The sequence below is a fragment of the Streptomyces sp. NPDC048436 genome (assembly GCF_043200355.1).
Lineage (GTDB): Bacteria > Actinomycetota > Actinomycetes > Streptomycetales > Streptomycetaceae > Streptomyces.
This window is the reverse complement of record NZ_JBICXP010000004.1, coordinates 130,919-155,919: the sequence shown is the minus strand read 5'-3', so window position 1 is coordinate 155,919 and position 25,001 is coordinate 130,919. Positions and strand designations below refer to the sequence as shown.

Genomic DNA, 25,001 nt, shown 5'->3' with positions numbered 1-25,001 from the left:
TGTCAGGGTCTGATCGTGCCATGCGGCAGTGACAGTTAAGGTCGCAGGCGGCCGGACCACGGCACCGACGGAGGAGGCTCACAGGGGATGCTCAGGCTTGGCAGGCGCGAATTCGACGCGCACGAGCCGGTGATCATGGCGATCGTGAACCGGACCCCTGACTCCTTCTACGACCAGGGCGCCACGTTCCGTGACGAGCCCGCGCTCGCCCGCGTGGAGCAGGCGGTGGCGGAGGGCGCGGCGATCATCGACATCGGCGGGGTCAAGGCGGGCCCCGGCGAGGAGGTGACGGCCGAGGAGGAGGCGCGGCGGACGGTCGGCTTCGTCGCCGAGGTGCGCAGGCGCTTCCCCGAGGTCGTGATCAGTGTCGACACGTGGCGGCACGAGGTCGGCGAGGCGGTCTGCGAGGCGGGTGCGGACCTCCTGAACGACGCGTGGGGCGGGGTGGACCCCCGGCTCGCGGAGGTGGCCGCGCGGTACGGAGCGGGCCTGGTGTGCACGCACGCGGGCGGTGCCGAGCCGCGCACCCGCCCGCACCGGACGACGTACGAGGACGTCATGGCCGACATCCTCTCGGTCACCCTGGATCTCGCCGAGCGCGCGGTCGCGCTCGGGGTGCCGCGGGAGTCCGTGATGATCGATCCGGGGCACGACTTCGGGAAGAACACGCGGCATTCGCTGGAGGCGACGCGGCGGCTCGGGGAGATGACCGCGACGGGGTGGCCGGTGCTTGTGTCGCTGTCCAACAAGGACTTCGTCGGGGAGACGCTCGACAAGCCGGTCAAGGAGCGGGTGGTGGGGACGCTGGCCACCACGGCGGTCTCCGCGTGGCTGGGGGCGCAGGTGTACCGGGTGCACGAGGTCGCGGAGACACGGCAGGTCCTGGACATGGTCGCGGCCATCGCCGGACACCGGGAGCCGGCCGTGGCACGGCGGGGACTCGCGTAGCGACGGAACAGCATGCCGGGCGGGCCGAGTGGACGCCCGCCCGGCGAGAGCGTGCGTGCTACTTGCCGACTTCCTTGGTCACCAGCGTGACCGCCTCGTCCACGTCGTCCGTGACGTGGAACAGATGCAGGTCGTGCTCGGACGCCTTGCCGCCCGCCACCACCGTGTCGCGCAGCCAGTCGACGAGTCCGCCCCAGTACTCCGAGCCGAAGAGGACGATCGGGAAGCGGGTCACCTTGCGGGTCTGTACGAGGGTGAGCGCCTCGAAGAGCTCGTCCAGGGTGCCGAGCCCGCCGGGCAGGACCACGAACCCTTGCGCGTACTTCACGAACATGGTCTTCCGTACGAAGAAATAGCGGAAGTTCACACCGATGTCGACGTGTTCGTTGAGGCCCTGCTCGAAGGGCAGCTCGATGCCGAGCCCCACGGAGACGCCCTTGGCCTCGCGCGCGCCCCGGTTGGCCGCCTCCATGGCACCGGGGCCGCCCCCGGTGATCACCGCGAAGCCCGCGTTGACCAGCGCCTGGCCGATGCGGACGCCCGCGTCGTACTCGGGCGAACCGGCCGGCGTGCGCGCCGAGCCGAAGACGCTGATGGCGCTGGGGAGTTCGGCGAGCGCGCCGAAGCCCTCCACGAACTCCGACTGGATGCGCATGACCCGCCAGGGGTCGGTGTGCACCCACTCGGACTCGCCCTCGGTGTCGGTGTCGAGGAGCCGCTGATCGGTCGTACCGGGGGTGATCTGCTCACGCCGCCGCACCACGGGCCCCAAGTGCTGCTCGTCCGGCGGGCCCTGCGCTTCCGGAATACCCATGAACATCCCCTTCCGCTGACGGTCTTGCTCACGTGCCGCTTCAGCGTAGATCTACGGGCGTTACAGGCGACGCACCCTTGCGGGAACTCAGGATGTCAGCCAGGCGCTCAGACGCTTCTCGGCCTCCGGGATCAGCGAGGCCTTCACCCGCTCGTCGATCTTGTGGGCGAGCAGCGGATTGCCCGGGCTGTAGTTCACCGCGGGCACACCGAGCGCGCTGAAGCGGGAGACGTCGGTCCAGCCGAACTTGGGGTACGCCTCGCCGCCGACCGCGGCCATGAAGGCGGCGGCCGCCGGGTGGTCCAGGCCGGGGCGGGCCCCGCCCGTGTGGTCGTCGACGATGAACTCGTCGATCTCGCAGTCGGCGAAGTAGTCGCGTACGAAGGCGAGCGCCTCGTCCTCGCTGCGGTCCGGCGCGTAGCGGAAGTTGACGGCGACGGTGCACTCGTCGGGGATGACGTTGGTGGCGACGCCGCCCTCGATCCGTACGGCGTTGAGGCCCTCGTGGAATTCGAGGCCGTCGACGACCGGCTTGCGCGGCTCGTACGCGTCGAGCTTGGCCAGGATGGCCGCCGCCTTGTGGATGGCGTTCGAGCCCAGCCACGCGCGCGCGGAGTGCGCGCGCGTGCCCTTGGTCTTCAACAGGACCCGCAGCGTGCCCTGGCAGCCGCCCTCGACCTGGTTGTCGGTGCCTTCCAGGAGGACCGCGAAGTCGCCCGCGAGCCACTCGGGGTGGGCCTCGGCGACATGGCCGAGGCCGTTGAGGTGGGCGGCGACCTCTTCGTTGTCGTAGAAGACGAAGGTGAGGTCGCGGTTGGGCTCGGTCACGGTCTGCGCGATGCGCAGCTGGACGGCGACGCCCGACTTCATGTCGCAGGTGCCGCAGCCCCACAGCATGCCGTCCTCGTCCAGGCGGGAGGGCACGTTGTTCGCGATCGGGACCGTGTCGATGTGCCCGGCGAGGATCACACGCTCGGCCCGGCCCAGGTTCGTGCGCGCCACCACGTTGTTGCCGTACCGGTCGACGGTGAGGTGCGACAGGCCGCGCAGGGCCGTCTCGATGGCGTCCGCGAGCGCCTTCTCCTCGCCGCTCGGCGACGGGAAATCGACGAGCTGGGCGGTGAGCGCGGCGGCGTCGAGCGTGAGGTCGAGCGACGCGTTGTGTGAGGTCTGAGCCATGGCTTCGACCCTAACGCCCCTCGGCGCGACGCCTTGTCGGTGGCCTCCAGTACCTTGGTCGCGTGCCTGAGCCCCCCACCCTCGTCCGGCGCGGCCGCCTCCTGCGCATGGGGGCCGCCGTCGCGGTCCTGCTCGCGCTCGTGGGCTATGTGGTCGTGCAGTACGTCTTCGGGGGCAAGGCCGCTCCACGCTGCCGGGTCGTCTCGGGCAGCGGCGACGGCGCTTCGTACGAGTTCAGTGCCGAGCAGGCCCAGAACGCGGCGACGGTCACCGCGGTGGGCACCTCCCGCGGCATGCCGGAGCGCGCGGTCACCATCGCCCTGGCGACGGCCCTTCAGGAGTCGGGGCTTCGCAACATCAGCCATGGCGACCGGGACTCGCTCGGCCTCTTCCAGCAGCGGTCCTCGCAGGGCTGGGGCAACGAGGAACAGATCATGGACCCGGCGTATTCGGCGGCGCGTTTCTACGCCCATCTCAAGGACGTTCCCGGCTACTCACGGCTCCCCCTGACCGTCGCCGCCCAGCGCGTGCAGCGCAGCGGCTACCCCCAGGCGTACGCGAAGCACGAGCCGGACGCCGCGCTGCTCGCCGCCGCGCTGACCGGCCGCGCTCCCGCCACTCTCACCTGCGAGGGCCGTACGGCCGACGAGCCGGGCGACCCGGCGAAGGTGCGGGCCGCCCTGACCCGTGACTTCGGCCGCGGCGTGGCAGCGCGGAGCGGCGGCTCCACGGTCACCGTGCCGGTGGACGCCACGGCGGGAAGCTCGGGGGGCGGCGCCCGGCAGCGGGGCTGGGAACTCGCGCACTGGGCGGTGGCCCAGGCGTCCGCGCTCGGCATCGAGCGCGTCTCGTACGGCGGCCGGGAGTGGAGTGCCCGGGACGACGGCACGGCATGGCGCAAGCCCGGCAAAGCAGGCACGACGGGCGCCACGGGCACGGACGAGCAGCTGTCCGGCGCCGGAACCGGCGCGGGCGAGGTCCGAATCGTCACCGGGCAGTAGTGCGGGGGGTCACCCGATCGGGCCACGCCGATCACTCAGGGCCGATCTGCCGCCCAGATTTTCGCGCACCCCTTCCCACACGCGTCACACCCCTTGCGAACACAGGGCAGTGACGTTTCGGCAGGCATTAACACGAAGATCTCTTTGCCCGTTTTTATCCGCAACCGATAATGCGATGCATTGCCAACTCTTTACGTTGAAGCACCGCAACCTTCGCGGCCTTCGAGCGGTAGTCACTGCGTCCAAGCGCCGGGCCCCATCCGGCCGGACGCACCCATATTCTCTCCCGTCTGAAGGAGCATCATGTCCCTCCCCCTGACCCGCCGGATCGCCCGCGCCGCGCTGCTCATCGCAGCGGGGGCGGCTCCCGTGGTCGGTGCGGCCGGCTCCGCAAGCGCCGCCGAACTTCCGGCCACCCCCGACCTGGGCGGCGTGAGCGCCCTGGACGGTGCCGGTCTGGGCAACACCGTCGACGGCGCGGCGCGCACCTCCACCGGTCTCGCGGGTGAGGCCGGCAGCAAGGCCGTGAAGACCGGCGTCCCGGCCGCGGGCAAGGTCGTCGGCACGAGCGCCAAGACCACGACCCCGGTGGCGCAGAAGGCCGCGGGTGACCTCGCGGGCAACGCCGGTGGCCTGGTCGACGAGACCGCAGGCACGGCCACCAAGGACGGTCTGCCGACGGACGCGGTCGGCAAGGGCCTGCCGACGGACGCGGTCGCCAAGGGCGGTCTGCCCACCGACGCGGTCACCAAGGGCGGCCTGCCCACCGACCAGCTGCCGGTCAAGAGCCTGCCGATCGGCTGATCCACAGGCACATGAGGGAGGGCCCGCAGCCATCGGCTGCGGGCCCTCCCTCATGTCTCAGGCGAGTCGCTGAACCGCCGCGGCCACGCGCTCGTCCGACGCCGTGAGCGCCACGCGTACGAAGCGGTCGCCCGCCGGGCCATAGAAGTCGCCGGGCGCCACGAGGATGCCGAGCCGGGCGAGGTGCCCGACCGTGTCCCAGCAGGACTCGTCGCGGGTCGCCCAGAGGTAGAGGCTCGCCTCGCTGTGCTCGATGCGGAAGCCGTGCTTCAGGAGGGCGTCGCGCAGGAGCGCGCGCCGGGCCGCGTACCGCTCGCGCTGCTCACGGACGTGCTCGTCGTCGCCGAGCGCCGCCACGACCGCCGCCTGCGTCGGCGCGGAGGTCATCATGCCGCCGTGCTTGCGGATCTGCAGCAGGGCGCCGAGGACGTCCGCGTCACCCGCGAGGAACGCCGCGCGGTAGCCCGCGAGGTTCGACCGCTTGGAGAGCGAGTGGACGGCGACGATCCCCTCGTACGAACCACCGCACACGTCCGGGTGAAGGACCGAGACGGGCTCCGCCTCCCATCCGAGCTCCAGGTAGCACTCGTCGCTGACAAGCAGCACGCCGTGCTCGCGCGCCCAGGCGACGGTGCGGGTCAGCTCGTCCTTGGTCAGGACGCGACCGGTCGGGTTGGAGGGCGAGTTGAGCCAGAGGAGCTTGAGGTTCGTCGGGTCCAGTTCCGTGGGGTCGTCGTACGAGACGTACTCCGCGCGGGCCAGACGGGCACCCACCTCGTACGTCGGGTAGGCGAGCCGCGGGTAGGCGACGACGTCGCCCGGGCCGAGGCCCAGCTGGGTCGGGAGCCAGGCGACCAGTTCCTTCGAGCCCACGATCGGCAGCACGTTGTGGTGCGTGACGCCGCGCGCGCCGAGGCGCCGCTCGCACCAGCCGGTGATCGCGTCGCGCAGCTCGGGCGTGCCCCACACCGTCGGGTAGCCCGGTGAGTCCGCCGCCGCGATCAGCGCTTTCTGGATCAGCTCGGGCACCGGGTCGACCGGGGTGCCCACCGACAGGTCGACGATGCCGCCGGGGTGGGCGGCGGCCGTGGCCTTGTACGGCTCGAGCTTGTCCCAGGGGAAGGTGGGAAGGCGGCCGGAGAGACCTGAGACTGCGGACACGTGCTCACTCCCGTACTGCGTGTACGTACTGCGTGTATGGACTGCGTGTATGGACAAATGCCTCGGTCCCGTACGGCGACTGATGCCGTACGGGACCGGGGCGGCGCTTCAAGCAGCCGTTACTGGTTCTGCGGCGGCAATGCGGCGATGAAGGAGTGGTCGCGCTCGATCAGGCCGAGCTTGCTGGCACCACCGGGCGAGCCGAGATCGTCGAAGAACTCGACGTTCGCCTTGTAGTAGTCCTTCCACTCTTCAGGAGTGTCGTCCTCGTAGAAGATCGCCTCGACCGGGCAGACCGGTTCGCAGGCTCCGCAGTCGACGCATTCGTCCGGGTGGATGTACAAGGACCGGGAGCCCTCGTAAATGCAGTCGACCGGGCACTCCTCGATGCACGCCTTGTCCTTGACGTCGACACAAGGCTGCGCGATGACGTAGGTCACGCTGTCGTTCCTCCTCGATACGGGCGTTGGCGGGCCGTCTTCAGGCTCCGCTCGCCTGGCGCGCGGGAGCGCGGCGTCGTCGATGCCCGCCTCTAGTATCTCCGTTCCCGGGCATGATCCGAACAGGAGGGGCGTACAGAGCTGTGGAATTCACTGCGGGCGGACGGCTAGAGGTGCACATCACCCCTGCTGACGTGGGTAAACGGGTCTCGGTACGGCGCCTGAACGAAGGGCCTGTGACGGGTGGCAAGTTCACTGACACGGTGGGTGTTCTCACATCGTGGAATGACGGTGTGGTACTGATCACACGACGTGACGGCGAACGTGTCCGCATCGTGGAGAACAGTCTCGTCGCGGGCAAGATCGTCCCCGCCGCCCCGGCCCGCAGGCGTGGCCCCGCCGCGTCCTATCCGGAGCTGGCGCGGGTCACCGCGCGCGCCTGGCAGCCGGTGGAGAGCGAGTGGCTCGGCGAGTGGGAGCTGCGGGCGGCGTCCGGATTCACGCGGCGGGCCAACTCGGTGTTGCCGTTGGGCGAGCCGGGACGGCCGCTGGACGAAGCCCTCGATTACGTACGTCAGTGGTACGAGAAGCGGGAGCTTCCCGCCTACGTCCAGACCGCGACCGGCGCCGAAGGCACCCAGGAGCTGCTCTGCGCGCGGCTCGAAGAGCACGGCTGGGAGCGCGAGGTCAGCTCGGAGATCCACGTCGGCGCTCTCGCGCCGCTCGGCGATCCGGCCCTGCCCGATGCGGACGTGGATCGGGTGCGTCTTTCCCGCTCCTTCGACGAGGCGTGGCTGCGGCGGTACAAGCGATTCAGGGAGCCCGGAGCCCATGTGCGCAAGGTGCTGGCGAGCGGCCCGTCGGTGTGGTTCGCTTCCGTGCCCGGGGCCTTGGCCGATGAGGGGCCCGCGGCGATCGGGCGGTGCGTCGTGGACGGGCGCTGGGCGGGGTTCATGGCGGTCGAAGTGGATCCGGCCCACCGCAGGCGGGGACTGGCGACCGCGGTGATGGCCGCGCTGTCCCGGCAGGCTCTCGCCGAGGGCGCTTCGGCGGCCTGGCTGCAGGTCGAGAACGACAACGAGGGTGCGCGGGCGCTGTACGGCGGTCTTGGCTTCGCCGCGCACCACACGTACCACCACTATCGATACCCGTCGGCTCGGTAGGTCCTACCGGCCGGCTCGGTAAGTAAGGCACGAGGCACGCATGCACGAGGAGTCAAGGACGGCCGCGTCCCGGCGGCGCTTCGCCGAGGAGGCCAGGTCCGAGCGGCCCGACCTCTCCCTGCTGTGCCTCCTGCTGAGCGCGGAGGCCGACCCGGAACTCGGCGAGGACGGCATCGACGCCGCGCAGATCGAGCTCGACCGGCTCGCCGGACTGCTGCCGTACCGGCCCGGCGGAGCACGGGAGTGGGCGGGCGCGCTCGCCGAACTCCTGGGCGCGCGCCACGGGTTCATGGGAACGCCCGCCGACTACCAGCGCCTGGAGTCCTCCCTCCTGCACGAGGTGCTGCGGCGCCGCCGCGGGCTTCCGATCCTGCTCTCGGTGGTGTGGATCGAGGTGGCGCGGCGGGCCGGGGCGCCCGTCTACGGCGTGGCGCTGCCCGGCCACTTCGTGGTCGGCTTCGGGGAGCGCGAGGAGCAGGTGCTCACCGATCCGTTCGCCGGGGGGCAGCTCCTTACCGGCGAGGACGCGGAGCTCCTGGTGGCCAAGACGTCGGGCGGCACGGTGTCCTCCTCGATGCTGACACCCGCCGATCCGCTGAACATCGTGCTGCGCATCCTCAACAACATCCGCGCGTGGGCGGCGGCCCGCCCCGAGCGCTCGGACGTGGCGCTCTGGGCGGTCGAACTGTCCCTGCTGCTGCCCTCGCACCCCGCGCGGCTTCGCTACGAGCGGGCCCAACTCCTCGTCCAGCGCGGGGACTTCCTCACCGGGGCCGCGGAGCTGGAGATGTACGCCGATGTGGTGACGACGGTGGAGCCGACCACGGCGGACCGTGTGCGGGACCAGGCGCGGGCGGCGCGGGCGATGCTCAACTGACGGCGCGCCCGGCCGCTCCGGTGCGGGCGTACCGCCCGGGTGCGATGCCCACCACCCGCTTGAAGTGCCGGGTGAGGTGCGACTGGTCGTAGAACCCGGCGGCGGTCGCCACCTCGCCCGGCGGCAGGCCCGCCAGGAGGAGACCGCGGGCGCGGTCGACCCGGCGGGACATCACGTACTGGTGCGGTGCGATGCCGAAGGCCCCGCTGAAGGCGCGTACGAGGTGGGTGGGGTGGGCGTGGACAAGGCGGGCCGCCTCGGCCAGGGTCACGCCGTCGAGCAGCCGCTCGTCGAGGAGGTCCCGGAGGTCCTGTGCGACGCCCCGGCCAGGGTCAGGGGTGCCGGTGGTGCGCCTGGGGCGCAGGTGGTCCCGCAGCCGCTCGCCGATCAGGGCCAGGCGGCTCTCGGCCTCCAGCTCGTCGCCCCGCCGCTCCAAGGCCGTGTGCAGCCGGCCCACGCGACCGCGCAGGACGGGGTCCACCAGGTCGGGGCCGTCCACCGCCGGGCCGATGAGGCTCGCGTCCAGCTGCGTCATGTCCAGGTAGATCACACGCTTGCGGAAGCCGCCGGGGGTGGCGGGCGAGCCGTTGTGCGGGACCTGCGGCGGGAGCAGCGAGACGGTGTCGGCGGGGGTGCCGTGCGCGTGGCGGTCCAGGTCGTAGCGGACGGCGCCGTCGTCCACGATGAGCAGCGTCCACGCGTCATGGACGTGCATCGGATACGCGTGCTCGGTGAAGTGGGCGTGGAAGACCTCCACGACACCCGCGACCGGCGGGCGCCATGCGGATATCTCCTGCCGGGCCACCATGCAAAGAACGTACAAGACGTGGCGGCGGGCCGATCGGCAGTCTCGAAGCATGAGAACCACCGCTGAGACAGACACCACCGCCGGGGTCACGGGCGAGGCCCCCGTCCGCTTCGACACGAAGATCGCCGTCCTGCTCCGTGACGACCTGGAGCCCTGGCAGCGGCTCAACGTGACCGCGTTCCTGGTCAGCGGGCTCGGCACGGGGGCGCCCGAGGTGGTCGGCGAACCGTACGAGGACGCCGACGGCACCCCCTACCTGCCGATGTTCCGCCAGCCCGTCCTGGTCTTCGAGGGCTCGAAGGAGACCCTGACCGCCGCGCACGGCCGCGCGCTGTCCCGTTCGCTGCCGAGGGCGGTGTTCACGTCGGACCTGTTCGCCACCGGCAACGACCGGGACAACCGGGCGGCGGTGCGGGCCGTACCGGCCGATCAGCTCGACCTGGTGGGGCTGCTCGTCCATGGGCCGCGCAACGCGGTCGACAAGGTCCTCAAAGGGGCCCGGATGCACCCTTGACCGACAAGCGCGACCACAAGGGGAGAGATCGGGGAGAGAGGGGTGAGATCGGAGCGCTATCGATCGGCCCGGACGGGCACGAAGCATCTATGCACCCCCACTCCCCGGAGCGGCGACGCCTCTTCGCCGATCAGGCACGGTCCGCGCGGCCCGATCTCGCACTGCTGTGCCTGCTGATCGGCGCGGAGGCGGACCCGGCCCTCGACGACGCGGACCTCCTCGCGGCGCGGCGCGTACTCGACCGCCTCGCCGACCAGCTGGCCGAGCTGGTCTCCGGCCGCGCGGGCGACCCCCGGTCCTGGGCCGCCGCCCTGGCCGAACTCCTCGGTACGCGCCATGGGTTCAAGGGCAGGCCCGGTGACTACCAGTACCTCCGCTCCGCGCTGCTGCACGAGGTGCTGCGGCGCCGCAGGGGCCTGCCCATCCTGCTCTCGGTGGTGTGGATCGAGGTCGCCCAGCGTGCGGGCCTGCCCGCCCACGGCGTCGCCCTGCCCGGCCATTTCGTGGTCGGCTTCGGCGCCGACGAGGAGCAGGTGCTCGCCAACCCGTTCGCGGGCGGCCACGTACTGGCGTACGCCGACGCCCAGTTGCTGGTGGCGGGCGCCACGGGCGCGCCGCTCCTGCCGTCGATGCTGAGCCCCGCGGAGCCCCTGGACATCGTCCTGCGCGTCCTCAACAACATCCGCGCGTGGGCGGCGGCCCGCCCCGAGCGCTCGGACGTGGCGCTCTGGGCGGTCGAGCTCTCCCTGCTGCTGCCCGCACACTCCGACCGGCTGCACTACGACCGGGCCAAGCTCCTCGTCCAGCGCGGCGACTATCTCGCGGGCGCGACAGGGATCGAGGCGTACGCCGATGCCATCGCCGCCACCGACGAGGCGACGGCGGCGCGGCTGCGCCAGGAGGCGTCGGGGGCAAGGGCGATGCTGAACTGACGGCCTGGGTCGGGCAGTTCAGAGCCAGCCCTTGTCCCGGGCGACCTTGACCGCCTCGGCACGATTGCGCACCGCCAGCTTCTGTATCGCCGTCGAGAGGTAGTTGCGGACCGTGCCCTGGGAGAGGTGCAGGGCCTTGGCCAGTTCGGCGTTGGTGGAGCCGTCGGCCGCCGCGCGCAGGACCTCGCGCTCGCGGTCGGTCAGCGGGTTCGCGCCCCCGGCGAGGGCCGCCGCCGCGAGCGTGGGGTCGATGACCCGCTCCCCCGCGAGGACCTTGCGGACCGCTTCGGCGAGCTGGGCCGCGGGCGCGTCCTTGACGAGGAACGCGTCGGCTCCGGCCTCCATGGCGCTGCGGAGGTAGCCGGGGCGGCCGAAGGTGGTCAGGACGACGATCTTCAACTCCGGCAGTTCGGCGTGCAGTTCGGCCGCCGCCTCGATGCCCGTCTTCCCCGGCATCTCGATGTCGAGGAGCGCCACGTCCACCGCGTGGTCGCGTGCCGCCGCGAGCACCTCGTCGCCTCGGGCCACCTGCGCGACCACCTCGATGTCCGGCTCAAGGCCGAGCAGTGCCGCGAGCGCCTCGCGGACCATCGACTGGTCCTCGGCGAGGAGCACCCTGACGGGGCCGCCCGCGCTGTTCGTACTCATGCGGAGGATCCTAGGTCCTGCCGAGCGGCCCCTGCCCGCCCCGCACCCTCCCCCAGCGGCACCCTTGCCGTGAGCCGGAAGCCGCCGCGGGCGCCGGGCGCCACGTCCAGTACGCCGCCGACCGCCGTCACGCGCTCCGTCAGGCCCGTCAGTCCGTTGCCGTGGGCCGCGGTGGCACCGCCCGAGCCGTCGTCCTCCACCGCCAGTTCGAGCAGGGGCCCGTCCAGGGTCTGCCGGGAGGTGAACGTCACCGCGCAGCGGCGCGCGTTGCTGTGCCGTACGACGTTCGTCACCGCCTCGCGCAGCGCCCAGGCCAGCGCCGCCTCCCCCTCGTCACCCGGCAGCACCGCGGGCGCCTCCAGCGGTACGTCGGCGTCGATGCCGGCGGCCGTGAGCGCTGTACGGGCGCCCGCGAGCTCCCCGGAGAGGGTGCGCCTGCGGTAGCCGGAGACCGCCTCACGTACGTCCACCAGGGCCTGGCGGCTGACCTGTTCGATGTCCGCGATCTGCTGTGCGGCCTTGTCGACGTGGTCCGGGAGCATCCGCCCTGCCAGCTCGCTCTTCAGCGTGATCAGGGAGAGCGAGTGGCCGAGGAGGTCGTGCAGATCGCGGGCGAGCCGCAGCCGCTCCTCGTTGGCGGCCAGTTGGGCGACGGTGGCCCGTGCCTGACGCAGCTGGATCGTCGTACGGACGAGCTGGCGCACCCCCGTCATCGCGAAGCCGACCAGGACGGTCAGCACGGCGAAGCTGCCGAGCAAGTCTCCCATGCTGTCGGTGCGCAGGCCGACCCCGACCATCACGACGGTGACCGCCGGGATGACCCACATGGCCTGGCCCATCGGCAGCACTGCCCCCGCGGACACGGACACGTACACGAAGAGCCCGAGCCAGGACGTGCCGAAGGCGAACGAGAGGCCGACGGCCAGCGCGAGCAGCACCCCGAACGTCGCGTGCACCACGCGCCACTCGGACACCTTGGAGGTGTAGCGGAAGACCAGGGACAGGTAGCAGGCCACGAAGGCGGCGAGACCGAGCCAGCCGAACGCGACGGCGACACCGGCGCGGTCCGTCCGCACCAGGTCCTGCACCGGGCTCGCCAGGAACACCAGCCAGATGCCTATCCAGAGCGCCTTCGTCAGCACCTGGCGGCGGCCGGCCGCCGGATGCCCGAATCCGTCCATCGGGTGGGCCCGCTCGGTGGGGTCGGTGTCGCTCACGCCTTCAGGGTGTCCTTCCGGTACAGCCACGCCGCGCCGCCCGCGAAGAGGACGAAGTACCCGACGAGGAGCGCGATGTCCTTCGCGTGCGGGGCGTCGCCCAGTTCGATGGCCTGCCCGAGGGCAGCGTACGCATGGGTCGGCAGCCAGGACGCGATGTCGCTGAGCCACTGCGGGAAAGTGGCCGTGGGCATCCACAGGCCGCCGAGGACGGAGAGCCCGAAGTACACGATCATCGTGATCGGGCGGACGGCGTCACCGGTCGCGAGGTAGCCGATGGCCACACCGAGCGCGGCGAAACAGAGGCTGCCCGCCCAGATGGCGCCGATCAGGGCAAGCCACTGCCAGGCCTCGAAACGTACGTCCTTCACGGCCGCCGCGACCACGAACACCACGACGATCGACGGCAGGCTGACCACGGCGGCGCTCGCGGTCTTGGCGATCACATAGCCGCGCCCCGGCAGGCTCGTCAGGCGCAGCTGGCGGACCCAGCCGCTCTCGCGCTCCTTGGCGATGCGTTCGCTGTTGCCCATGAGGACGGCGGTGAGGGCGCCGAACGACGCCATCGACACCATGAAGAAGGCCGGGAGCGCGAGCCCCGTGTCGCCGACCATGTCCGTGCTGTCCTGGCCGCCCGCGATGATCAGGAAGAGCATCGACGGATAGAGCACCGAGAAGAACAGGAACTTCTTGTTGCGCAGTGCGCGGATGATTTCCAGCTTGATCAGCATGCCTTGGCCTCCTCGGCCGTCGTGATCGCCACAAAGGCCTGTTCGAGGCCGAGGCCCGCGACCTCCAGATTGCGCGGGTAGACATCGAGCCCGTACAGCGCGTGCACGGTGGCGTCGGCGTCCGTCGACTGGAGCCGGACCGTGTGACCCGACACGTCGATGGCGGTGAGGAAGGGCAGCGCGCGAAGCTCCCGGGTGCGGACCTCGTCGAGGGTCTCCAGGTCGAAGGAGACCTTCCGCGCACCCGCCTTCGCCTTGATCTCGGCGGCGGTGCCGTCCGCGAGGAGGCGGCCTCGGTGCAGGACGAGGACCCGGTCCGCGATCGCGTCGGCCTCCTCCAGGTAGTGCGTGGCGAACAGGACGGTGCGGCCCTGGTCGGCCTGCTCGCGCATGGTGGCCCAGAAGGCCTGGCGCACGGTGACGTCCATGCCGGTGGTCGGCTCGTCCAGGACGATCAGGTCGTTCGCCCCGGCGGTCGCGAGTGCGAAGCGCACGCGCTGCTCCTGGCCACCGGAGAGCTTGTCGACCTTGCGGTCGGCGAGCTGGCTGACGCCCGCCTGGGCGAGGACGTCGTCCACGCGGTGCGGCCTCGGGTGCAGGGAGCAGGCGAGCCGCACCAGTTCGCGGACGGTGACCTCGCCCATCAGGCCGCCGCTCTGCAGCATCGCGCCGACCCGGCCCGCGGTGATCGCCTCGCGCGGGCTCGTGCCGAAGACGCGTACGGAGCCGCTGTCCGGGCGCCGCAGTCCGAGCAGCAGATCGAGTGTGGAGGACTTGCCCGCGCCGTTCGGGCCGAGGAGCGCGACGGTCTCGCCGGGGTGGAGATCGAGCGTGAGGGCGTCCACGGCACGTACGTCGCCGTAGTTCTTGGTCACCTGCTCGAAGCTCACCGCGCGGGTCGCGGGCGGTGCTGTGGTCTGCGTCGTCATGTGAGCCATCGTCCGCCGGAGGCGGTCGGCGGCGGCAGTGTCGTGTGTGCCGGGTCCTGGATGACAGATGTCATGCCGTGGGCGCCCGAAGGGGCGCGGGGAACCGCGCGATCGGCCACAGCCGGCCCGCAGTTCCCCTACTGCCGTCCCAACGGCGCTTTCAGCTGCCGTTGGTCTCGATCACGCCGACCCGTTCCGCCGGCGTCTTGCCGGTCAGCGCCTTGTTCATCGCGGCGGCCACATCCCTCGGCTGGACCGGCGTCTTGGAGCCGTTGCCGCGCTGGATGAGGATGCCGTCGAAGACATTGCCGTACAGCTTCTTGAGCTCTACGAGGTTGTAGTGCGGCTGCAGGCTGCCGTTCGCCGCCACCTTCGTCTCAAGGATCTTCGGCAGCGACTTGGCCGGGCCGAACGGGATCGAGGCGGTGCCCGCCTTGATCGTGACGTTCGCCGACATGGCGGGCTTCGCGAAGCGCGTCATGAACTTGTCGACCTCGGCGTTCGGGACGGTCGGCTTGCGCGTGGTGACGGGCACCGCGACGGTGCCCGCGCTGTTGGTCTCGATCTGCTTCTTGTACGCCTCCGACACGGCCTTCGTCGAAGCGGCGATGTCGATGCCGTTGCCCGCCTTGCCGTACACGGGGACGGCCTTGCCGGGCACGAACTTGACCGAGCCCTCCTTGGCCGTGCCGGAGCCGCCCGCGGCGCGCTCCAGGGCCGCCGCCAGCTTCTCCTCGTCCACGGGCATGACCGGCTCGGTGACGCGCTCGCCGCCGAAGAGCGATCCGATCACCGAGACGGGGTTGTAGTCGCTGCCCGCCGCCTCGCGGACGGTCGCCTGGCTGTCCAGGGTCAGGCCCGCCTGGTCCGGCTTGAGCGTGACCGCCTCGCCGTCGACAGACAGCTTCAGGGGCTTGGCCACGCGCTCGCCGATCGCCGCGTCGAGCTTCTTGACGGCCTCGTCGCGCGTGCCGCCGCCGATGTCGACGCCGAGCACGGTGGTGCCCTTCGGCACGTCGGCGTGGTTCATCAAAAGGCCTGCGCCGTACGCCCCGCAGGCCACGACAACCACGGCCACGGCCAGCAGAACGAGCTTGTTGCGCCCCTTCTTCTTCGGCGGCGCCGAAGCCACGGGCACGTTGGGCTGCACCGGCTCGGGGAGCTTGGGCGGGGTGTGCGGCACGGGTCCGTCGGACTGCGGGCCCGTGGCGAACGGGGAGTTCTGGGCGGGCGGTACGACGGGGATGCCGCTGGTCAGCGTGTCGCCGGAGACGTTGGTCCCGGGGGAGGGCGCGCTGGGGCCGCCGGGGATGGATCCGGGGCCGCCGGGGACCGGGCCGCCGGGGGGACCCTGGAGGGGGCCCTGGAGGGGGCCCGCCTTCTGCGGGGTGAGGATGGCGGTGTCGTCGCCCATCGAACCGGCGCCCGCGCCGGAACGGGGGGCAGGACGGGCCGGGTTGGGGCGGTTGCCAGGGTTGCCCGGGTTGCCAGGGCTGCCCGGAGCGCCGGGAATACCCGAGTTGCCGGGATTACCCACGTTCGGCGGGGCCAACGGGTTCGCGCGGCCCGCCGGGTTGGCCTGGTTCGCCGGGTCGGACGGGGCGGTCTGGTTCCGCGTCAGCGGGCTGTCACCGGTCACCGGTCCGCCGGTCGGCCCGGCGGGCCCGCGCCCGCCGTTGCCTCCGGCTCCCCCGGCTCCTCCGGCTCCTCCGGAGAAGTACGGCAGATCCCCGCGCTGCGGGTCGCCGCCCTGGGGGCCGTGGGGCCCACCCGAGCCGCCCGCGCCGAGCGGGCCCGACGCCACGGCGCCGGACACGTCGAAGGAGCCCGTGCCGGAGCCGCTGCCGTTGCCGCCGCTGCTGGCGCCACCCGAACCGGCGGACCCGGCCGCGCCGTTGCCACCGGACGTACCGCCCTTGCGCGGGGCGAACCAGTCGCTCGTCTTCTCCTCGGCCTGAGCGGTGGCGGGCGCCGCGCCCCCGGAGGGCGCTCCAGCGGGGCCTGCCGCACCGGCGTCGGGCGCCCCGGCGGAAGCGGGACCACCCGCGCCGTTCGCGGACCCCGGGCGCCCCGGGCCGTCCCCGGCGCCGGACGCGGTCGCCGAGCGGCCCGCGTCCAGCGGCCGGGAGGCACCCGGGTCGCTGTCCGTGACGGGCGTGCGCATGACGACCGGTGGGATGGGCCGCGATCCGGGGATGTTGATCCGGATGCGCGTGGTCAGCGTGGTCTCGGTCTTGGGCTGGTCGGGCCGCTCATCGTCGGCCTGCCGCTGCGCGCCCTCCGGGGCGCCGTCCGACGCGGCGCCCTGCGCGGGGGAGCCGTACGGCGGCGTCCCCGAGGGGTATGCGGCTCCACCGCGCCCCTGGGGCCCGGAGGACGAACTGTCAGTTTCACGACTCAAGGCAGGTTCTCCCGGTTGGCTCCGCCGCCCGTGCTCCCCGCGCGGACTGGGGGTCCCCCCGGCCGGAGGCTGGGGGAGGCTCGGCGGCGCGCACCACCATACTGGCCGCCGTCGGCACTCATCCTGTGACCGCCGTCAAACCCGTGCGGCACACGGGTTGAAGTGGTACGTCACTTGCCAAGTCGGGCGGCGGGCCCGCCTGGTTGCGGCTGCTGACCGAGGGTGGCACACATCACAGCGACCGCCATTCCGCCGAGCAGGAAGGCGTACGAGCCGATGCCCGCGCCGAAGAGGAAGTCCCCTTCGGGCCGGCTGGCCGTGAGCAGCATGACGGCGACGAGCCAGCCCGCCGCCGGCGCCACCGCCCCCGCTCTGGTCCCGACCGCCCGCGCCCCTCCGTAGAAGAGCCCGGCGGCTCCGAGCAGCGCGAGCAGCAACCCGCCGGGGAACCAGCCCCCTTGGACGAGCGCACCGGCCACGCCGATGACCGCGCCCAGCACGAAGAGTCCGGCATAGGCGGCCAGGTGCCCGGCATTGAGCGGCTGGGCGAGCGCGCTGTCGACAGGCGAGGGGGCGGCGGGCGAGGAGCCCGCGGCCGACGCCGCTCGCGAACGAGTGCTCACAGCGCCTTCACCCCTTCGCGCTCCGCGCCTTCGAGCCCCGCGAACAGATCCCTCTCGCGCCCGCCGTCCATCGCACCGGCCTTTCCTCGCACCAACTCGTAGTACTCGACGTCGAAAACGGGCTGCGCGAGCCCGTTGGACAGGACGAAGAGCGGACCCCGCACCTCGATCTGTGTGGCGTGCGCGCGCATCGCGGCCGCCTTCGCCCGCGCGAAAGCGGTCCCGTCGATCTCCGCCGTGATCCGCTCGTCGTCCGTCACACCGGGCACGTCCGTGACCGCGGCGGGGGTGGTGAACGGCGACTGCGGGAGCACATCCGCCATCCACCGGAACCGCTCTTGGACGACGGAGCGCGGCGCGCGGTTCCAGTAGATCTTGCTGATGGTGTGCGGTTCGCCGAGATCCGTGCGGAAGGCGTCCTCGGCCGCCAGGTCCGCCGCGCGCATCGCGACCCGGTGGGCCTGGATGTGGTCGGGGTGGCCGTACCCGCCGTCCGGGTCGTACGTCACGAGCACCTGGGGCCGCACCTCGCGGATCACCTCGACGAGGTGCGCGGCAGCCGTGTCGAGATCGGCGGCCCAGAAGGCGCCCTCCCGGTGGTTCTGCTCGACGCCCATCATCCCGGAGTCGCGGTAGCGGCCGGTGCCGCCGAGGAAGCGGTGGTCGGTGACCCCCAGCTCCTTCATCGCGGCGGCCAGCTCGCCGATGCGCTGCGCGCCGAGCGCGTCCTCGCGGTCGGGTGCGAGGTGCGCGAGCTCGGGCGGGATGATCTCGCCCTCCTCGCCGAGCGTGCAGGTCACCAACGTGACGTGGACGCCGTCGGCGGCGTACGCGGCCATCGTCGCGCCATTGTTGATCGACTCGTCGTCGGGGTGCGCGTGCACGAGCAGCAGACGCCGGGCGGGCAGTTCCGTCATGGGACCACCCTACGAGCACCCCGCGCGCCGATCGGAACGCACTGCGCACGGAAACGTACCGCGCACGGATCAGAAACGGATCAGAACTTGATGTCGCCGATCATCCCCGCCACGTTCGTCGTCAGCTCGTTGATCGTCGGGGCGATGGAGGAACTCGCCAGATAGAAGCCGAGCAACACACAGACGATCATGTGGCCCGCTTTCAATCCTGACTTCTTGACCAGCAAGAAGACAATGATCGCCAGCAGCACCACCGCCGAAATCGAGAGTGCCACGGCGGCTCACCTCCAAGTCCAAGACCCTGCACCAGTGCGGACGCCAGCAGGTACATACCCACTAAGCGCTACGGATCATAACTATCCGTGGGTCCGCATGACTCGGAGCACAGCAGCACAAGGGGGCGCATGCCCCATAGGCTCGGTGGATGACCACCGAGACGCCCGGAACGACCGGGCATGCCGAGAGTCCGGCGCAGCGGCTCTCCTTCCCGCGCCTGCACGCCCGCACGCAACGCTTCACTCTCGGTGCGCCCCGTGCGTTCACGGTGGCGCCGGACGGGTCCCGCGTCGTCTTCCTCCGCTCGTCGTCCGGCACCGACCGGGCGGGCCAACTCTGGGTCCTGGACCTGGCGGACGGCGCCGTCGAGCGCGTCGCGGCGGACCCGCGGGTCCTGCTGAACGGCGCGGCCGAGCGCCTCTCCGCCCAGGAGCGGGCCCGGCGTGAGCGCAGCCGTGAGGGCGGCGCGGGCATCGTGGGCTACGCGACGGACGCGGCGGTGGAGCTCGCGGCCTTCACCTTCTCCGGCAGGCTCTTCGCGGCGGAACTGCGCGCGGGCACGGCACGCGAACTGCCCACCCCAGGACCGGTGATCGACCCGCGCCCCTCGCCCGACGGCCGCCACATCGCGTACGTCGCCGGGGGCGCCCTGCGGGTGACGGGCGCCGACGGCGAGGGGGACAGGGCGCTGGCGGCGCCGGAGCCGGACTCCGCCGAGAAGGCGACCGTCACGTACGGCCTCGCGGAGTTCATCGCGGCCGAGGAGATGGGGCGTTCGCGCGGTTTCTGGTGGTCGCCCGCATCGGACCGCCTCCTTGTCGCGCGCGCCGACGACGCCCCTGTACGGCGCTGGTGGATCGCCGATCCCGCGCACCCGGAGTCGGAGCCGACGCGGGTCTCGTACCCGGCGGCGGGCACCGCCAACGCGGACGTACGCCTCTTCGTGGTCGACCTGGAGGGCACGCGCACCGAGGTGACGTGGGACAGCGCCCGCTATCCGTATCTGGCGCGGGTGCACTGGTCGTCGGCCGGGGCTCCGCTGCTCCTCGTCCAGTCCCGTGACCAGCTCAGCCAGCTCTACCTGGCGGTGAACCCCGACGACGGCTCGACCCGCATGGTGCACGCGGAGGAGGACGCCGACGAGACCGCGTGGCTCGAACTCTTCCCCGGGGCGCCGTCCTGGTCCCCCAGCGGAAAGCTGGTCCGCATCGTGGACGAGGGCGGCGCGCGGGTCCTCGCGGTGGGCGAACGCCCGCTGACCGGGCAGCAGTTGCACGTCCGCGCGGTGCTGGACGTGGCGGACGACGATGTGCTGATCTCGGCGTCGGCGGGGGCGTCGGCAGCGGCCCCCGAGACCGGTGAGGTGCACGTCTACCGGGTCAACGAGCTGGGCGTCGAGCGCGTGTCCGCCGAACCCGGGGTGCACTCGGCGGTGCGCGCCGGTGGCCTCACGGTCCTCGTCTCGGCCACCCTGGATCAGCCGGGCTCCCGCGTCCGGGTACTGCGCGACGGCAAGCAGGTGGCCACCGTCGCCTCACACGCCCAGCGCCCGGGGCTCACCCCGCGCGTGACCCTTACCGAAGGGGGCGCACGCAAGATCCCGTGCGCCGTCCTGCTCCCCACGGACTACGACGCGTCCTCGGGGGTTCCGCTTCCGGTCCTCATGGACCCCTACGGCGGCCCACACGGCCAGCGGGTCCTGGCCGCGCACAATCCCTACCTGACGTCCCAGTGGTTCGCCGATCAGGGCTTCGCGGTGATCGTCGCGGACGGCCGGGGCACTCCGGGCCGCTCCCCCGCCTGGGAGAAGGCGGTCCGGCGTGACTTCACCCTCACCCTGGACGACCAGGTGGACGCGTTGCAGGACCTCGCCGCCTCGTTCCCCCTCGACCTGGACCGGGTCGCCATCCGCGGCTGGTCCTACGGCGGTTACCTCGCGGCCCTCGCCGTGCTTCGCCGCCCGGACGTCTTCCACGCGGGGATCGCGGGGGCGCCGGTGACGGACTGGCGTCTTTACGACACGCACTACACGGAGCGGTATCTGGGCGACCCCGGCACGGACCCGGCGCCGTACGCCCTGAACTCCCTCGTCACCGAGGAGGGGTTGGTGGCCCCGGAGAACCCGAGCAGGCCGCTGATGATCGTGCACGGCCTCGCGGACGACAACGTGGTCGTGGCGCACGCCCTGCGCCTGTCGTCGGCGCTGCTCGCCGCGGGCCGCCCGCATGAGCTGCTCCCGCTCTCCGGAGTGACGCATATGACCCCGCAGGAACAGGTGGCGGAGAACCTCCTGCTGCTCCAGGCCGACTTCCTGAAGCGCTCCTTGGGCCTTGCCTGACTTGACTTCGGGAAACGGCGATCGGCCGGGGCGACATGGCGAACCCCGGCCGATCTACGGCACCCGCACGGCCGTACGTCGTCCAGCATGCCGAGTGCGTATATCGCGGGCGCGACGCGGGGGTTGCACCGGCGTTAAGCGGGTTCCGCGGGGCGGGCTGAACTTCAGCCCCCTACGGCACCACCTGCTTCTCCTCAGCGAAGTGGCACGCCGAGTCATGCGCCGCGGGCCCCTCCACATGGCGGAACTCCGCCGGAACCGCCAGCAGCGGCACCTCAAGCGCACACCGCTCCTGGGCCTTCCAGCACCGCGTGCGAAAGCGGCACCCCGACGGTGGATTGGCCGGCGACGGCACATCGCCGCTCAGGATGATCCGCTCCCGGCGGTCCCGGGCCTCGGGATCGGGCACGGGCACCGCCGAGAGCAGCGCCTGCGTGTACGGATGCGTCGGATGCTCGTAGATCTCCTGGTCGGAGCCGATCTCGACGATCCGGCCCAGGTACATCACCCCGACCCGGTCGGAGATGTGCCGCACGATCGACAGGTCGTGCGCGATGAAGACGTACGACAGATCGAAGTCGTTCTGCAGCTGGTCCAACAGGTTGATCACCTGCGCCTGCACCGACACGTCAAGGGCCGACACCGGCTCGTCCGCCACGATGATCTCCGGCCGCAGCGCCAGCCCCCGGGCGATCCCGATGCGTTGACGCTGCCCGCCGGAGAACTGGTGAGGATAGCGGTTGATGTACTCGGGGTTGAGACCGACCACGTCGAGCAGCTCCCGCACCTTCTGCCGCCGCGAACCCTTCGGCGCGACCTCCGGATGGATCTCGTACGGCTCCCCGATGATGTCGCCGACCGTCATCCGGGGATTCAGCGAGGTGTAGGGGTCCTGGAAGACCATCTGGATGTTGCGGCGCACGGCCTTCAGCGCGCGCCCCGACAGCTTGCTGATGTCCTCGCCCTTGTAGCGGATCTCGCCCGCCGTGGGCCGCTCCAGGTTCACCAGCATCTTCGCGACCGTCGACTTGCCGCAGCCCGACTCCCCCACGATGCCGAGCGTCTCGCCCCGGCCGAGGTCGAAGTCGACGCCGTCGACGGCCTTGACCGCGCCGACCTGCTTGCGGATGACGATGCCCTGGGTGAGCGGGTAGTGCTTGACCAGGCCCCGCACCTGGAGGAGCGGCTCGCGCCCCGACGGCGAGCCGTGCGCGGCGAACTCGTTCTCCGCCCGCGCCTTGTCCATCAGCTGCCGTGCGGTCTGGCCCTCCTCCTCCAGCTGCTTCCTGCTGATGTGCTCACCATGAGGCATCGAGCGTCTCCTTCCAGAAGTGGCAGGCGCTCCGGCGGTCGGCGGCCAGGCCTTCGTACGCCACTTCGTAGAGCGGCGGCACATCGGTCCTGCAGACGTCTCGTGCCATCGGGCAGCGGGGGTTGAAGGCGCAGCCGGGCGGGATGTTCATGAGGTTGGGCGGCAGGCCCTTGATCGCGTAGAGCTCCTGGCCCTTCTGGTCCAGGCGCGGGATGGATTCCAGGAGTCCCCGGGTGTACGGATGCGCCGGGACCTTGTAGATCTCGTGGACGGGGGCCTTCTCGACGATGCGGCCCGCGTACATGACGGCGATGTTGTCGGCGACGTCCGCCACGACGCCCAGGTCGTGGGTGATGAGGATCAGGCCCATGTGCAGCTCGCGCTGGAGCTCGGCGAGGAGGTCCATCACCTGGGCCTGGACGGTCACGTCCAGGGCGGTGGTCGGTTCGTCGGCGATGATCAGCGAGGGTTCGAGCGCCATCGCCATCGCGATCATGATGCGCTGGCGCATGCCGCCGCTGAACTGGTGCGGATACTGCCCGACCCGTTCCTTCGCGGCAGGGATCCGCACCCGGTCCATCAGCTCGACCGCCTTGGCCTTGGCGTCCTTGCGGGACATGCCTTGGTGGACGACGTACATCTCGCCGAGCTGCTGGCCGACGCTGACCACGGGGTTGAGGGCCGACAGGGCGTCCTGGAAGATCATCGCCATGCCGGTGCCGCGCGTCTTGCGCCGCTCCTCCGTCTTGAGCTTCAGGAGGTCTTGGCCCTTGAAGAGGATCTCGCCGCCGGTGATCTTGCCGGGCGGCATGTCGAGGATGCCCATGATGGCCTGCGCGGTCACGGACTTGCCGGACCCGGACTCGCCGAGCACGGCGAGCGTCTCGCCCTCGGCGACGCTGTAGTCGACGCCGTTGACGGCCTTGGCGACGCCTTCCCTGGTCCTGAACTCCACGTGCAGGTCGCGGACTTCGAGCAGCTTGGGCGTCCCCGTGGTGGGCGGGGTGGACGCGTCGGATGCCACGGTTGCCATGGGCGCCTACCTCAGCTTGGGGTCGAGGGCGTCGCGCACCGCGTCGCCGAGCATGATGAACGCGAGCACGGTGATCGCGAGCGCTCCTGCGGGCCAGAGCAGCATGTGCGGGGCGTTGCGGATGTACTGGGAGGCGGCCGAGATGTCGATGCCCCAGCTCACGGTCGGCGGCTTCAGACCGACGCCGAGATACGAGAGGGTCGCCTCCAGGGCGATGTACGTGCCGAGCGCGATGGTGGCGACCACGATCACCGGAGCGACGGCGTTCGGCGCGATGTGCCGGAGCAGCATCCGCGAGTTGGAGGCGCCGAGGGCGCGCGCCGCCTGCACGTAGTCGTTCTGCTTGGCGGTGATCACGGAGCCGCGGGCGATGCGCGAGAGCTGAGGCCAGCCCAGCAGGACCATGAAGCCGATGACCGGCCAGACGGTGTTGCTGGTGACGACCGACAGGAGCACCAGGCCACCGAGTACGACGGGGATGGCGAAGAAGACGTCGGTGATGCGGGAGAGGATCGCGTCCCAGAACCCGCCGAAGAACCCCGCGAGCCCGCCGAGCACGCTACCCAGGATCGCGACGCCGAGCGTGGCGCAGACGCCGACGGTGACCGAGGCACGGGCCCCGTACACGGTCCGCGTGTAGACGTCACAGCCCTGGCCGTTGAAGCCGAACGGGTGACCGGACGAGGAGCTCTTCTGGGCGTTGGCGAGATCGCAGTCGAGCGGGTTGCCGGAGGCGATCAGGGAGGGCCAGATCGAGATGACGACGAGGAAGACGATGATGAGGCCCGAGATGATGAAGACCGGGTTGCGCCGCAGCTCGCGCCAGGCGTCGGACCACAGGCTGCGGGCGGGCGCGGATGGCCCGGTGCCGCCCGGTCCCTCGGGGGCCTTGTCCAGCGTCGATCCCTCGGTCGCCGCGAGGTCCATCGCGCCCCCGGCACCGGTCGGGGCGATGGCTCCGTCTGGCTCCTTGGATTCAGGCATAACGGATCCTCGGGTCGAGTACGGCGTACAGCAGGTCGACGATCAGGTTGGCCACCAGGAAGACGAGGACGAGGACGGTCACGAAGCCGACGACGGTCTGTGTGCTCTGCCGGAGAATTCCCTGATAGAGCTGGAATCCGACGCCGTGGATATTGAAGATCCGCTCGGTGACGATCGCGCCGCCCATCAGCGCGCCGATGTCCGTGCCGATGAAGGTGACCACCGGGATCAGTGAATTGCGCAGCAGATGCCGGGTGATGACGCGGCGTCTGGGCAGCCCCTTGGCGATGGCCGTGCGGACGTAATCGGCGCGGCGGTTCTCGGCGATGGAGGTGCGGGTCAGACGGGTCACGTACGCCAATGACACGGAGGCGAGGACGAGTCCGGGAATGATCAGCTCGTCGAAAGGCGCCTCCGAGGAGACGGAGGGTTTCATGACCCCCCATTCGACGCCGAGCAGCAGCTGGAGCAGCAGGCCGGTGACGAAGGTGGGAATGGCGATGACGACGAGCGTGAGCAGCAGTACGACGGTGTCGATGGGCCGCCCGCGGCGGAGCCCTGTGATGACGCCAAGCGTGATTCCGATGACGATCTCGAAGAGGATCGCGACGATCGTCAGCCGGATGGTCAGCGGGAACGCCGTCGACATGAGTTCGGTGACCTTCTGCCCGTTGAAGGCGGTACCGAAATCGCCGGTGAAGACATTGCCCATATAGGTCGCGTACTGCTGCCACACGGGCTTGTCGAGGCCGAACTCCTTCTTCAGCTGGGCGGCCGTAGCGGGGTCGCATTTGCGGTCCCCGCACAGGCCCGCGATGGGGTCGCCCATCACGTTCACCATCAGGAAGATGAGCAGTGTGGCGCCGAAGAAGACCGGGATCATCTGCAGCAGACGCCGGATCACATAACGTCCCATGAGGGGCTCCGGAAGTAACGGGAGCGGTCATCCGG

Annotated in this window: 25 protein-coding genes; 8 read left to right on the top strand and 17 right to left on the bottom strand. The window is 71.2% G+C overall.

Annotated features, from left to right (window positions below; translation table 11 throughout):
- The first annotated feature begins 87 nt into the window (after positions 1-87).
- A complete protein-coding gene (gene folP / locus ACGFX9_RS15555; protein ID WP_393470959.1) occupies positions 88-948 on the top strand; it encodes a dihydropteroate synthase in 861 nt (286 codons plus the stop codon).
- A gap of 58 nt (positions 949-1,006) precedes the next feature.
- On the opposite strand, the gene ACGFX9_RS15550 is transcribed toward folP, so the two are convergent.
- Both ACGFX9_RS15550 and dapE read right to left on the bottom strand, forming a co-directional pair.
- Positions 1,007-1,762: a TIGR00730 family Rossman fold protein gene (locus tag ACGFX9_RS15550; RefSeq protein WP_393470955.1), complete on the bottom strand. Its 756-nt coding sequence runs from the start codon at positions 1,760-1,762 to the stop codon at positions 1,007-1,009.
- Positions 1,763-1,849: 87 nt separating this feature from the next.
- Complete coding sequence (gene dapE / locus ACGFX9_RS15545; protein ID WP_393470952.1) at positions 1,850-2,941, bottom strand: succinyl-diaminopimelate desuccinylase; 1,092 nt, start codon at positions 2,939-2,941, stop codon at positions 1,850-1,852.
- Positions 2,942-3,048: 107 nt separating this feature from the next.
- On the opposite strand from dapE, the gene ACGFX9_RS15540 reads away from it, so the two are divergent.
- Both ACGFX9_RS15540 and ACGFX9_RS15535 read left to right on the top strand, forming a co-directional pair.
- Positions 3,049-3,942 (top strand): heavy metal transporter, encoded by an 894-nt coding sequence (locus ACGFX9_RS15540; RefSeq protein WP_393472414.1) that lies wholly within the window; start codon positions 3,049-3,051, stop codon positions 3,940-3,942.
- 303 nt (positions 3,943-4,245) lie between these two features.
- Positions 4,246-4,746, top strand: coding sequence for an ATP-binding protein (locus ACGFX9_RS15535; protein ID WP_393470948.1), 501 nt, complete (start codon positions 4,246-4,248; stop codon positions 4,744-4,746).
- A 57-nt stretch (positions 4,747-4,803) separates the two neighbouring features.
- Here the strand turns inward: ACGFX9_RS15535 and ACGFX9_RS15530 are convergent, their stop codons facing one another.
- Together ACGFX9_RS15530 and fdxA are read right to left on the bottom strand one after the other, a co-directional pair.
- Positions 4,804-5,907, bottom strand: coding sequence for a bifunctional succinyldiaminopimelate transaminase/glutamate-prephenate aminotransferase (locus ACGFX9_RS15530; RefSeq protein WP_393470945.1), 1,104 nt, complete (start codon positions 5,905-5,907; stop codon positions 4,804-4,806).
- A gap of 119 nt (positions 5,908-6,026) precedes the next feature.
- On the bottom strand, positions 6,027-6,347 hold the full coding sequence (gene fdxA, locus ACGFX9_RS15525; RefSeq protein ID WP_393470942.1) for a ferredoxin: 321 nt from the start codon (positions 6,345-6,347) through the stop codon (positions 6,027-6,029).
- A gap of 143 nt (positions 6,348-6,490) precedes the next feature.
- Between fdxA and ACGFX9_RS15520 the strand changes: the two genes are divergently transcribed.
- Together ACGFX9_RS15520 and ACGFX9_RS15515 are read left to right on the top strand one after the other, a co-directional pair.
- Complete coding sequence (locus tag ACGFX9_RS15520; protein WP_393470939.1) at positions 6,491-7,510, top strand: GNAT family N-acetyltransferase; 1,020 nt, start codon at positions 6,491-6,493, stop codon at positions 7,508-7,510.
- A 40-nt stretch (positions 7,511-7,550) separates the two neighbouring features.
- Positions 7,551-8,387 carry a tetratricopeptide repeat protein gene (locus tag ACGFX9_RS15515; protein ID WP_393470936.1) on the top strand — a complete coding sequence of 279 codons (837 nt, stop codon included), beginning with the start codon at positions 7,551-7,553 and terminating at the stop codon, positions 8,385-8,387.
- Here the strand turns inward: ACGFX9_RS15515 and ACGFX9_RS15510 are convergent.
- Entirely contained in the window at positions 8,380-9,195 is an 816-nt protein-coding gene (locus ACGFX9_RS15510) for an AraC family transcriptional regulator (protein ID WP_393470933.1), read from the bottom strand. The two genes, ACGFX9_RS15515 and ACGFX9_RS15510, sit on opposite strands and share 8 nt — an antisense overlap.
- Between ACGFX9_RS15510 and ACGFX9_RS15505 the strand changes: the two genes are divergently transcribed.
- Both ACGFX9_RS15505 and ACGFX9_RS15500 read left to right on the top strand, forming a co-directional pair.
- Positions 9,194-9,709, top strand: a complete 516-nt coding sequence (locus ACGFX9_RS15505) for a DUF2000 family protein (protein WP_393470930.1) — start codon at positions 9,194-9,196, stop codon at positions 9,707-9,709. The genes ACGFX9_RS15510 and ACGFX9_RS15505 overlap by 2 nt on opposite strands.
- Positions 9,710-9,798: 89 nt before the next feature.
- On the top strand, positions 9,799-10,641 hold the full coding sequence (locus tag ACGFX9_RS15500; protein WP_393470928.1) for a transglutaminase family protein: 843 nt from the start codon (positions 9,799-9,801) through the stop codon (positions 10,639-10,641).
- An 18-nt stretch (positions 10,642-10,659) separates the two neighbouring features.
- Here ACGFX9_RS15500 and ACGFX9_RS15495 read toward each other — a convergent pair whose 3' ends face one another.
- From ACGFX9_RS15495 to ACGFX9_RS15460, 8 genes are all read right to left on the bottom strand, one after another.
- Positions 10,660-11,289, bottom strand: coding sequence for a response regulator transcription factor (locus ACGFX9_RS15495; RefSeq protein WP_393470925.1), 630 nt, complete (start codon positions 11,287-11,289; stop codon positions 10,660-10,662).
- The gene (locus ACGFX9_RS15490) at positions 11,286-12,470 is read right to left on the bottom strand and encodes a sensor histidine kinase (RefSeq protein WP_393472410.1); all 1,185 of its coding nucleotides are present in this window, start codon (positions 12,468-12,470) and stop codon (positions 11,286-11,288) included. The genes ACGFX9_RS15495 and ACGFX9_RS15490 overlap by 4 nt, the downstream gene beginning before the upstream one ends.
- A 32-nt stretch (positions 12,471-12,502) precedes the next feature.
- Positions 12,503-13,237: an ABC transporter permease gene (locus tag ACGFX9_RS15485; protein ID WP_393470922.1), complete on the bottom strand. Its 735-nt coding sequence runs from the start codon at positions 13,235-13,237 to the stop codon at positions 12,503-12,505.
- Complete coding sequence (locus ACGFX9_RS15480) at positions 13,231-14,166, bottom strand: ABC transporter ATP-binding protein (protein WP_393470919.1); 936 nt, start codon at positions 14,164-14,166, stop codon at positions 13,231-13,233. The genes ACGFX9_RS15485 and ACGFX9_RS15480 overlap by 7 nt, the downstream gene beginning before the upstream one ends.
- 160 nt (positions 14,167-14,326) lie before the next feature.
- Positions 14,327-16,567: a hypothetical protein gene (locus tag ACGFX9_RS15475; RefSeq protein WP_393470916.1), complete on the bottom strand. Its 2,241-nt coding sequence runs from the start codon at positions 16,565-16,567 to the stop codon at positions 14,327-14,329.
- A 170-nt stretch (positions 16,568-16,737) separates the two neighbouring features.
- On the bottom strand, positions 16,738-17,190 hold the full coding sequence (locus ACGFX9_RS15470; protein ID WP_393470913.1) for a DUF6113 family protein: 453 nt from the start codon (positions 17,188-17,190) through the stop codon (positions 16,738-16,740).
- Positions 17,187-18,107 carry an N-acetyl-1-D-myo-inositol-2-amino-2-deoxy-alpha-D-glucopyranoside deacetylase gene (gene mshB, locus ACGFX9_RS15465; RefSeq protein WP_393470910.1) on the bottom strand — a complete coding sequence of 307 codons (921 nt, stop codon included), beginning with the start codon at positions 18,105-18,107 and terminating at the stop codon, positions 17,187-17,189. The genes ACGFX9_RS15470 and mshB overlap by 4 nt, the downstream gene beginning before the upstream one ends.
- 80 nt (positions 18,108-18,187) lie before the next feature.
- A complete protein-coding gene (locus ACGFX9_RS15460) occupies positions 18,188-18,382 on the bottom strand; it encodes a hypothetical protein (protein WP_344521425.1) in 195 nt (64 codons plus the stop codon).
- 149 nt (positions 18,383-18,531) lie between these two features.
- On the opposite strand from ACGFX9_RS15460, the gene ACGFX9_RS15455 reads away from it, so the two are divergent.
- Positions 18,532-20,721, top strand: coding sequence for a prolyl oligopeptidase family serine peptidase (locus ACGFX9_RS15455; protein WP_393470906.1), 2,190 nt, complete (start codon positions 18,532-18,534; stop codon positions 20,719-20,721).
- Positions 20,722-20,893: 172 nt separating this feature from the next.
- Here ACGFX9_RS15455 and ACGFX9_RS15450 read toward each other — a convergent pair whose 3' ends face one another.
- The 4 genes from ACGFX9_RS15450 to ACGFX9_RS15435 are packed head-to-tail and all read right to left on the bottom strand — an operon-like array spanning position 20,894 to position 24,966.
- A complete protein-coding gene (locus ACGFX9_RS15450; RefSeq protein ID WP_393472407.1) occupies positions 20,894-21,967 on the bottom strand; it encodes an ABC transporter ATP-binding protein in 1,074 nt (357 codons plus the stop codon).
- 52 nt (positions 21,968-22,019) lie between these two features.
- Positions 22,020-23,066, bottom strand: a complete 1,047-nt coding sequence (locus ACGFX9_RS15445; RefSeq protein WP_393470902.1) for an ABC transporter ATP-binding protein — start codon at positions 23,064-23,066, stop codon at positions 22,020-22,022.
- A 6-nt stretch (positions 23,067-23,072) separates the two neighbouring features.
- On the bottom strand, positions 23,073-24,050 hold the full coding sequence (locus ACGFX9_RS15440; protein WP_393470899.1) for an ABC transporter permease: 978 nt from the start codon (positions 24,048-24,050) through the stop codon (positions 23,073-23,075).
- The gene (locus ACGFX9_RS15435; RefSeq protein ID WP_393470896.1) at positions 24,043-24,966 is read right to left on the bottom strand and encodes an ABC transporter permease; all 924 of its coding nucleotides are present in this window, start codon (positions 24,964-24,966) and stop codon (positions 24,043-24,045) included. The genes ACGFX9_RS15440 and ACGFX9_RS15435 overlap by 8 nt, the downstream gene beginning before the upstream one ends.
- Between the last annotated feature and the right edge of the window lie 35 nt (positions 24,967-25,001).

What these genes read in the sequence shown, in the direction of transcription:
- folP (WP_393470959.1), top strand. Translation starts at nt 88, where the DNA reads ATGCTCAGGCTTGGCAGGCGCGAATTCGACGCGCACGAGCCGGTGATC.
- ACGFX9_RS15550 (WP_393470955.1), bottom strand. Translation starts at nt 1,762, where the DNA reads ATGGGTATTCCGGAAGCGCAGGGCCCGCCGGACGAGCAGCACTTGGGG.
- dapE (WP_393470952.1), bottom strand. Translation starts at nt 2,941, where the DNA reads ATGGCTCAGACCTCACACAACGCGTCGCTCGACCTCACGCTCGACGCC.
- ACGFX9_RS15540 (WP_393472414.1), top strand. Translation starts at nt 3,049, where the DNA reads ATGGGGGCCGCCGTCGCGGTCCTGCTCGCGCTCGTGGGCTATGTGGTC.
- ACGFX9_RS15535 (WP_393470948.1), top strand. Translation starts at nt 4,246, where the DNA reads ATGTCCCTCCCCCTGACCCGCCGGATCGCCCGCGCCGCGCTGCTCATC.
- ACGFX9_RS15515 (WP_393470936.1), top strand. Translation starts at nt 7,551, where the DNA reads ATGCACGAGGAGTCAAGGACGGCCGCGTCCCGGCGGCGCTTCGCCGAG.
- ACGFX9_RS15505 (WP_393470930.1), top strand. Translation starts at nt 9,194, where the DNA reads ATGCAAAGAACGTACAAGACGTGGCGGCGGGCCGATCGGCAGTCTCGA.
- ACGFX9_RS15510 (WP_393470933.1), bottom strand. Translation starts at nt 9,195, where the DNA reads ATGGTGGCCCGGCAGGAGATATCCGCATGGCGCCCGCCGGTCGCGGGT.
- ACGFX9_RS15500 (WP_393470928.1), top strand. Translation starts at nt 9,799, where the DNA reads ATGCACCCCCACTCCCCGGAGCGGCGACGCCTCTTCGCCGATCAGGCA.
- ACGFX9_RS15495 (WP_393470925.1), bottom strand. Translation starts at nt 11,289, where the DNA reads ATGAGTACGAACAGCGCGGGCGGCCCCGTCAGGGTGCTCCTCGCCGAG.
- ACGFX9_RS15490 (WP_393472410.1), bottom strand. Translation starts at nt 12,470, where the DNA reads ATGGACGGATTCGGGCATCCGGCGGCCGGCCGCCGCCAGGTGCTGACG.
- ACGFX9_RS15485 (WP_393470922.1), bottom strand. Translation starts at nt 13,237, where the DNA reads ATGCTGATCAAGCTGGAAATCATCCGCGCACTGCGCAACAAGAAGTTC.
- ACGFX9_RS15480 (WP_393470919.1), bottom strand. Translation starts at nt 14,166, where the DNA reads ATGACGACGCAGACCACAGCACCGCCCGCGACCCGCGCGGTGAGCTTC.
- mshB (WP_393470910.1), bottom strand. Translation starts at nt 18,107, where the DNA reads ATGACGGAACTGCCCGCCCGGCGTCTGCTGCTCGTGCACGCGCACCCC.
- ACGFX9_RS15455 (WP_393470906.1), top strand. Translation starts at nt 18,532, where the DNA reads ATGACCACCGAGACGCCCGGAACGACCGGGCATGCCGAGAGTCCGGCG.
- ACGFX9_RS15450 (WP_393472407.1), bottom strand. Translation starts at nt 21,967, where the DNA reads ATGGACAAGGCGCGGGCGGAGAACGAGTTCGCCGCGCACGGCTCGCCG.
- ACGFX9_RS15445 (WP_393470902.1), bottom strand. Translation starts at nt 23,066, where the DNA reads ATGGCAACCGTGGCATCCGACGCGTCCACCCCGCCCACCACGGGGACG.
- ACGFX9_RS15440 (WP_393470899.1), bottom strand. Translation starts at nt 24,050, where the DNA reads ATGCCTGAATCCAAGGAGCCAGACGGAGCCATCGCCCCGACCGGTGCC.
- ACGFX9_RS15435 (WP_393470896.1), bottom strand. Translation starts at nt 24,966, where the DNA reads ATGGGACGTTATGTGATCCGGCGTCTGCTGCAGATGATCCCGGTCTTC.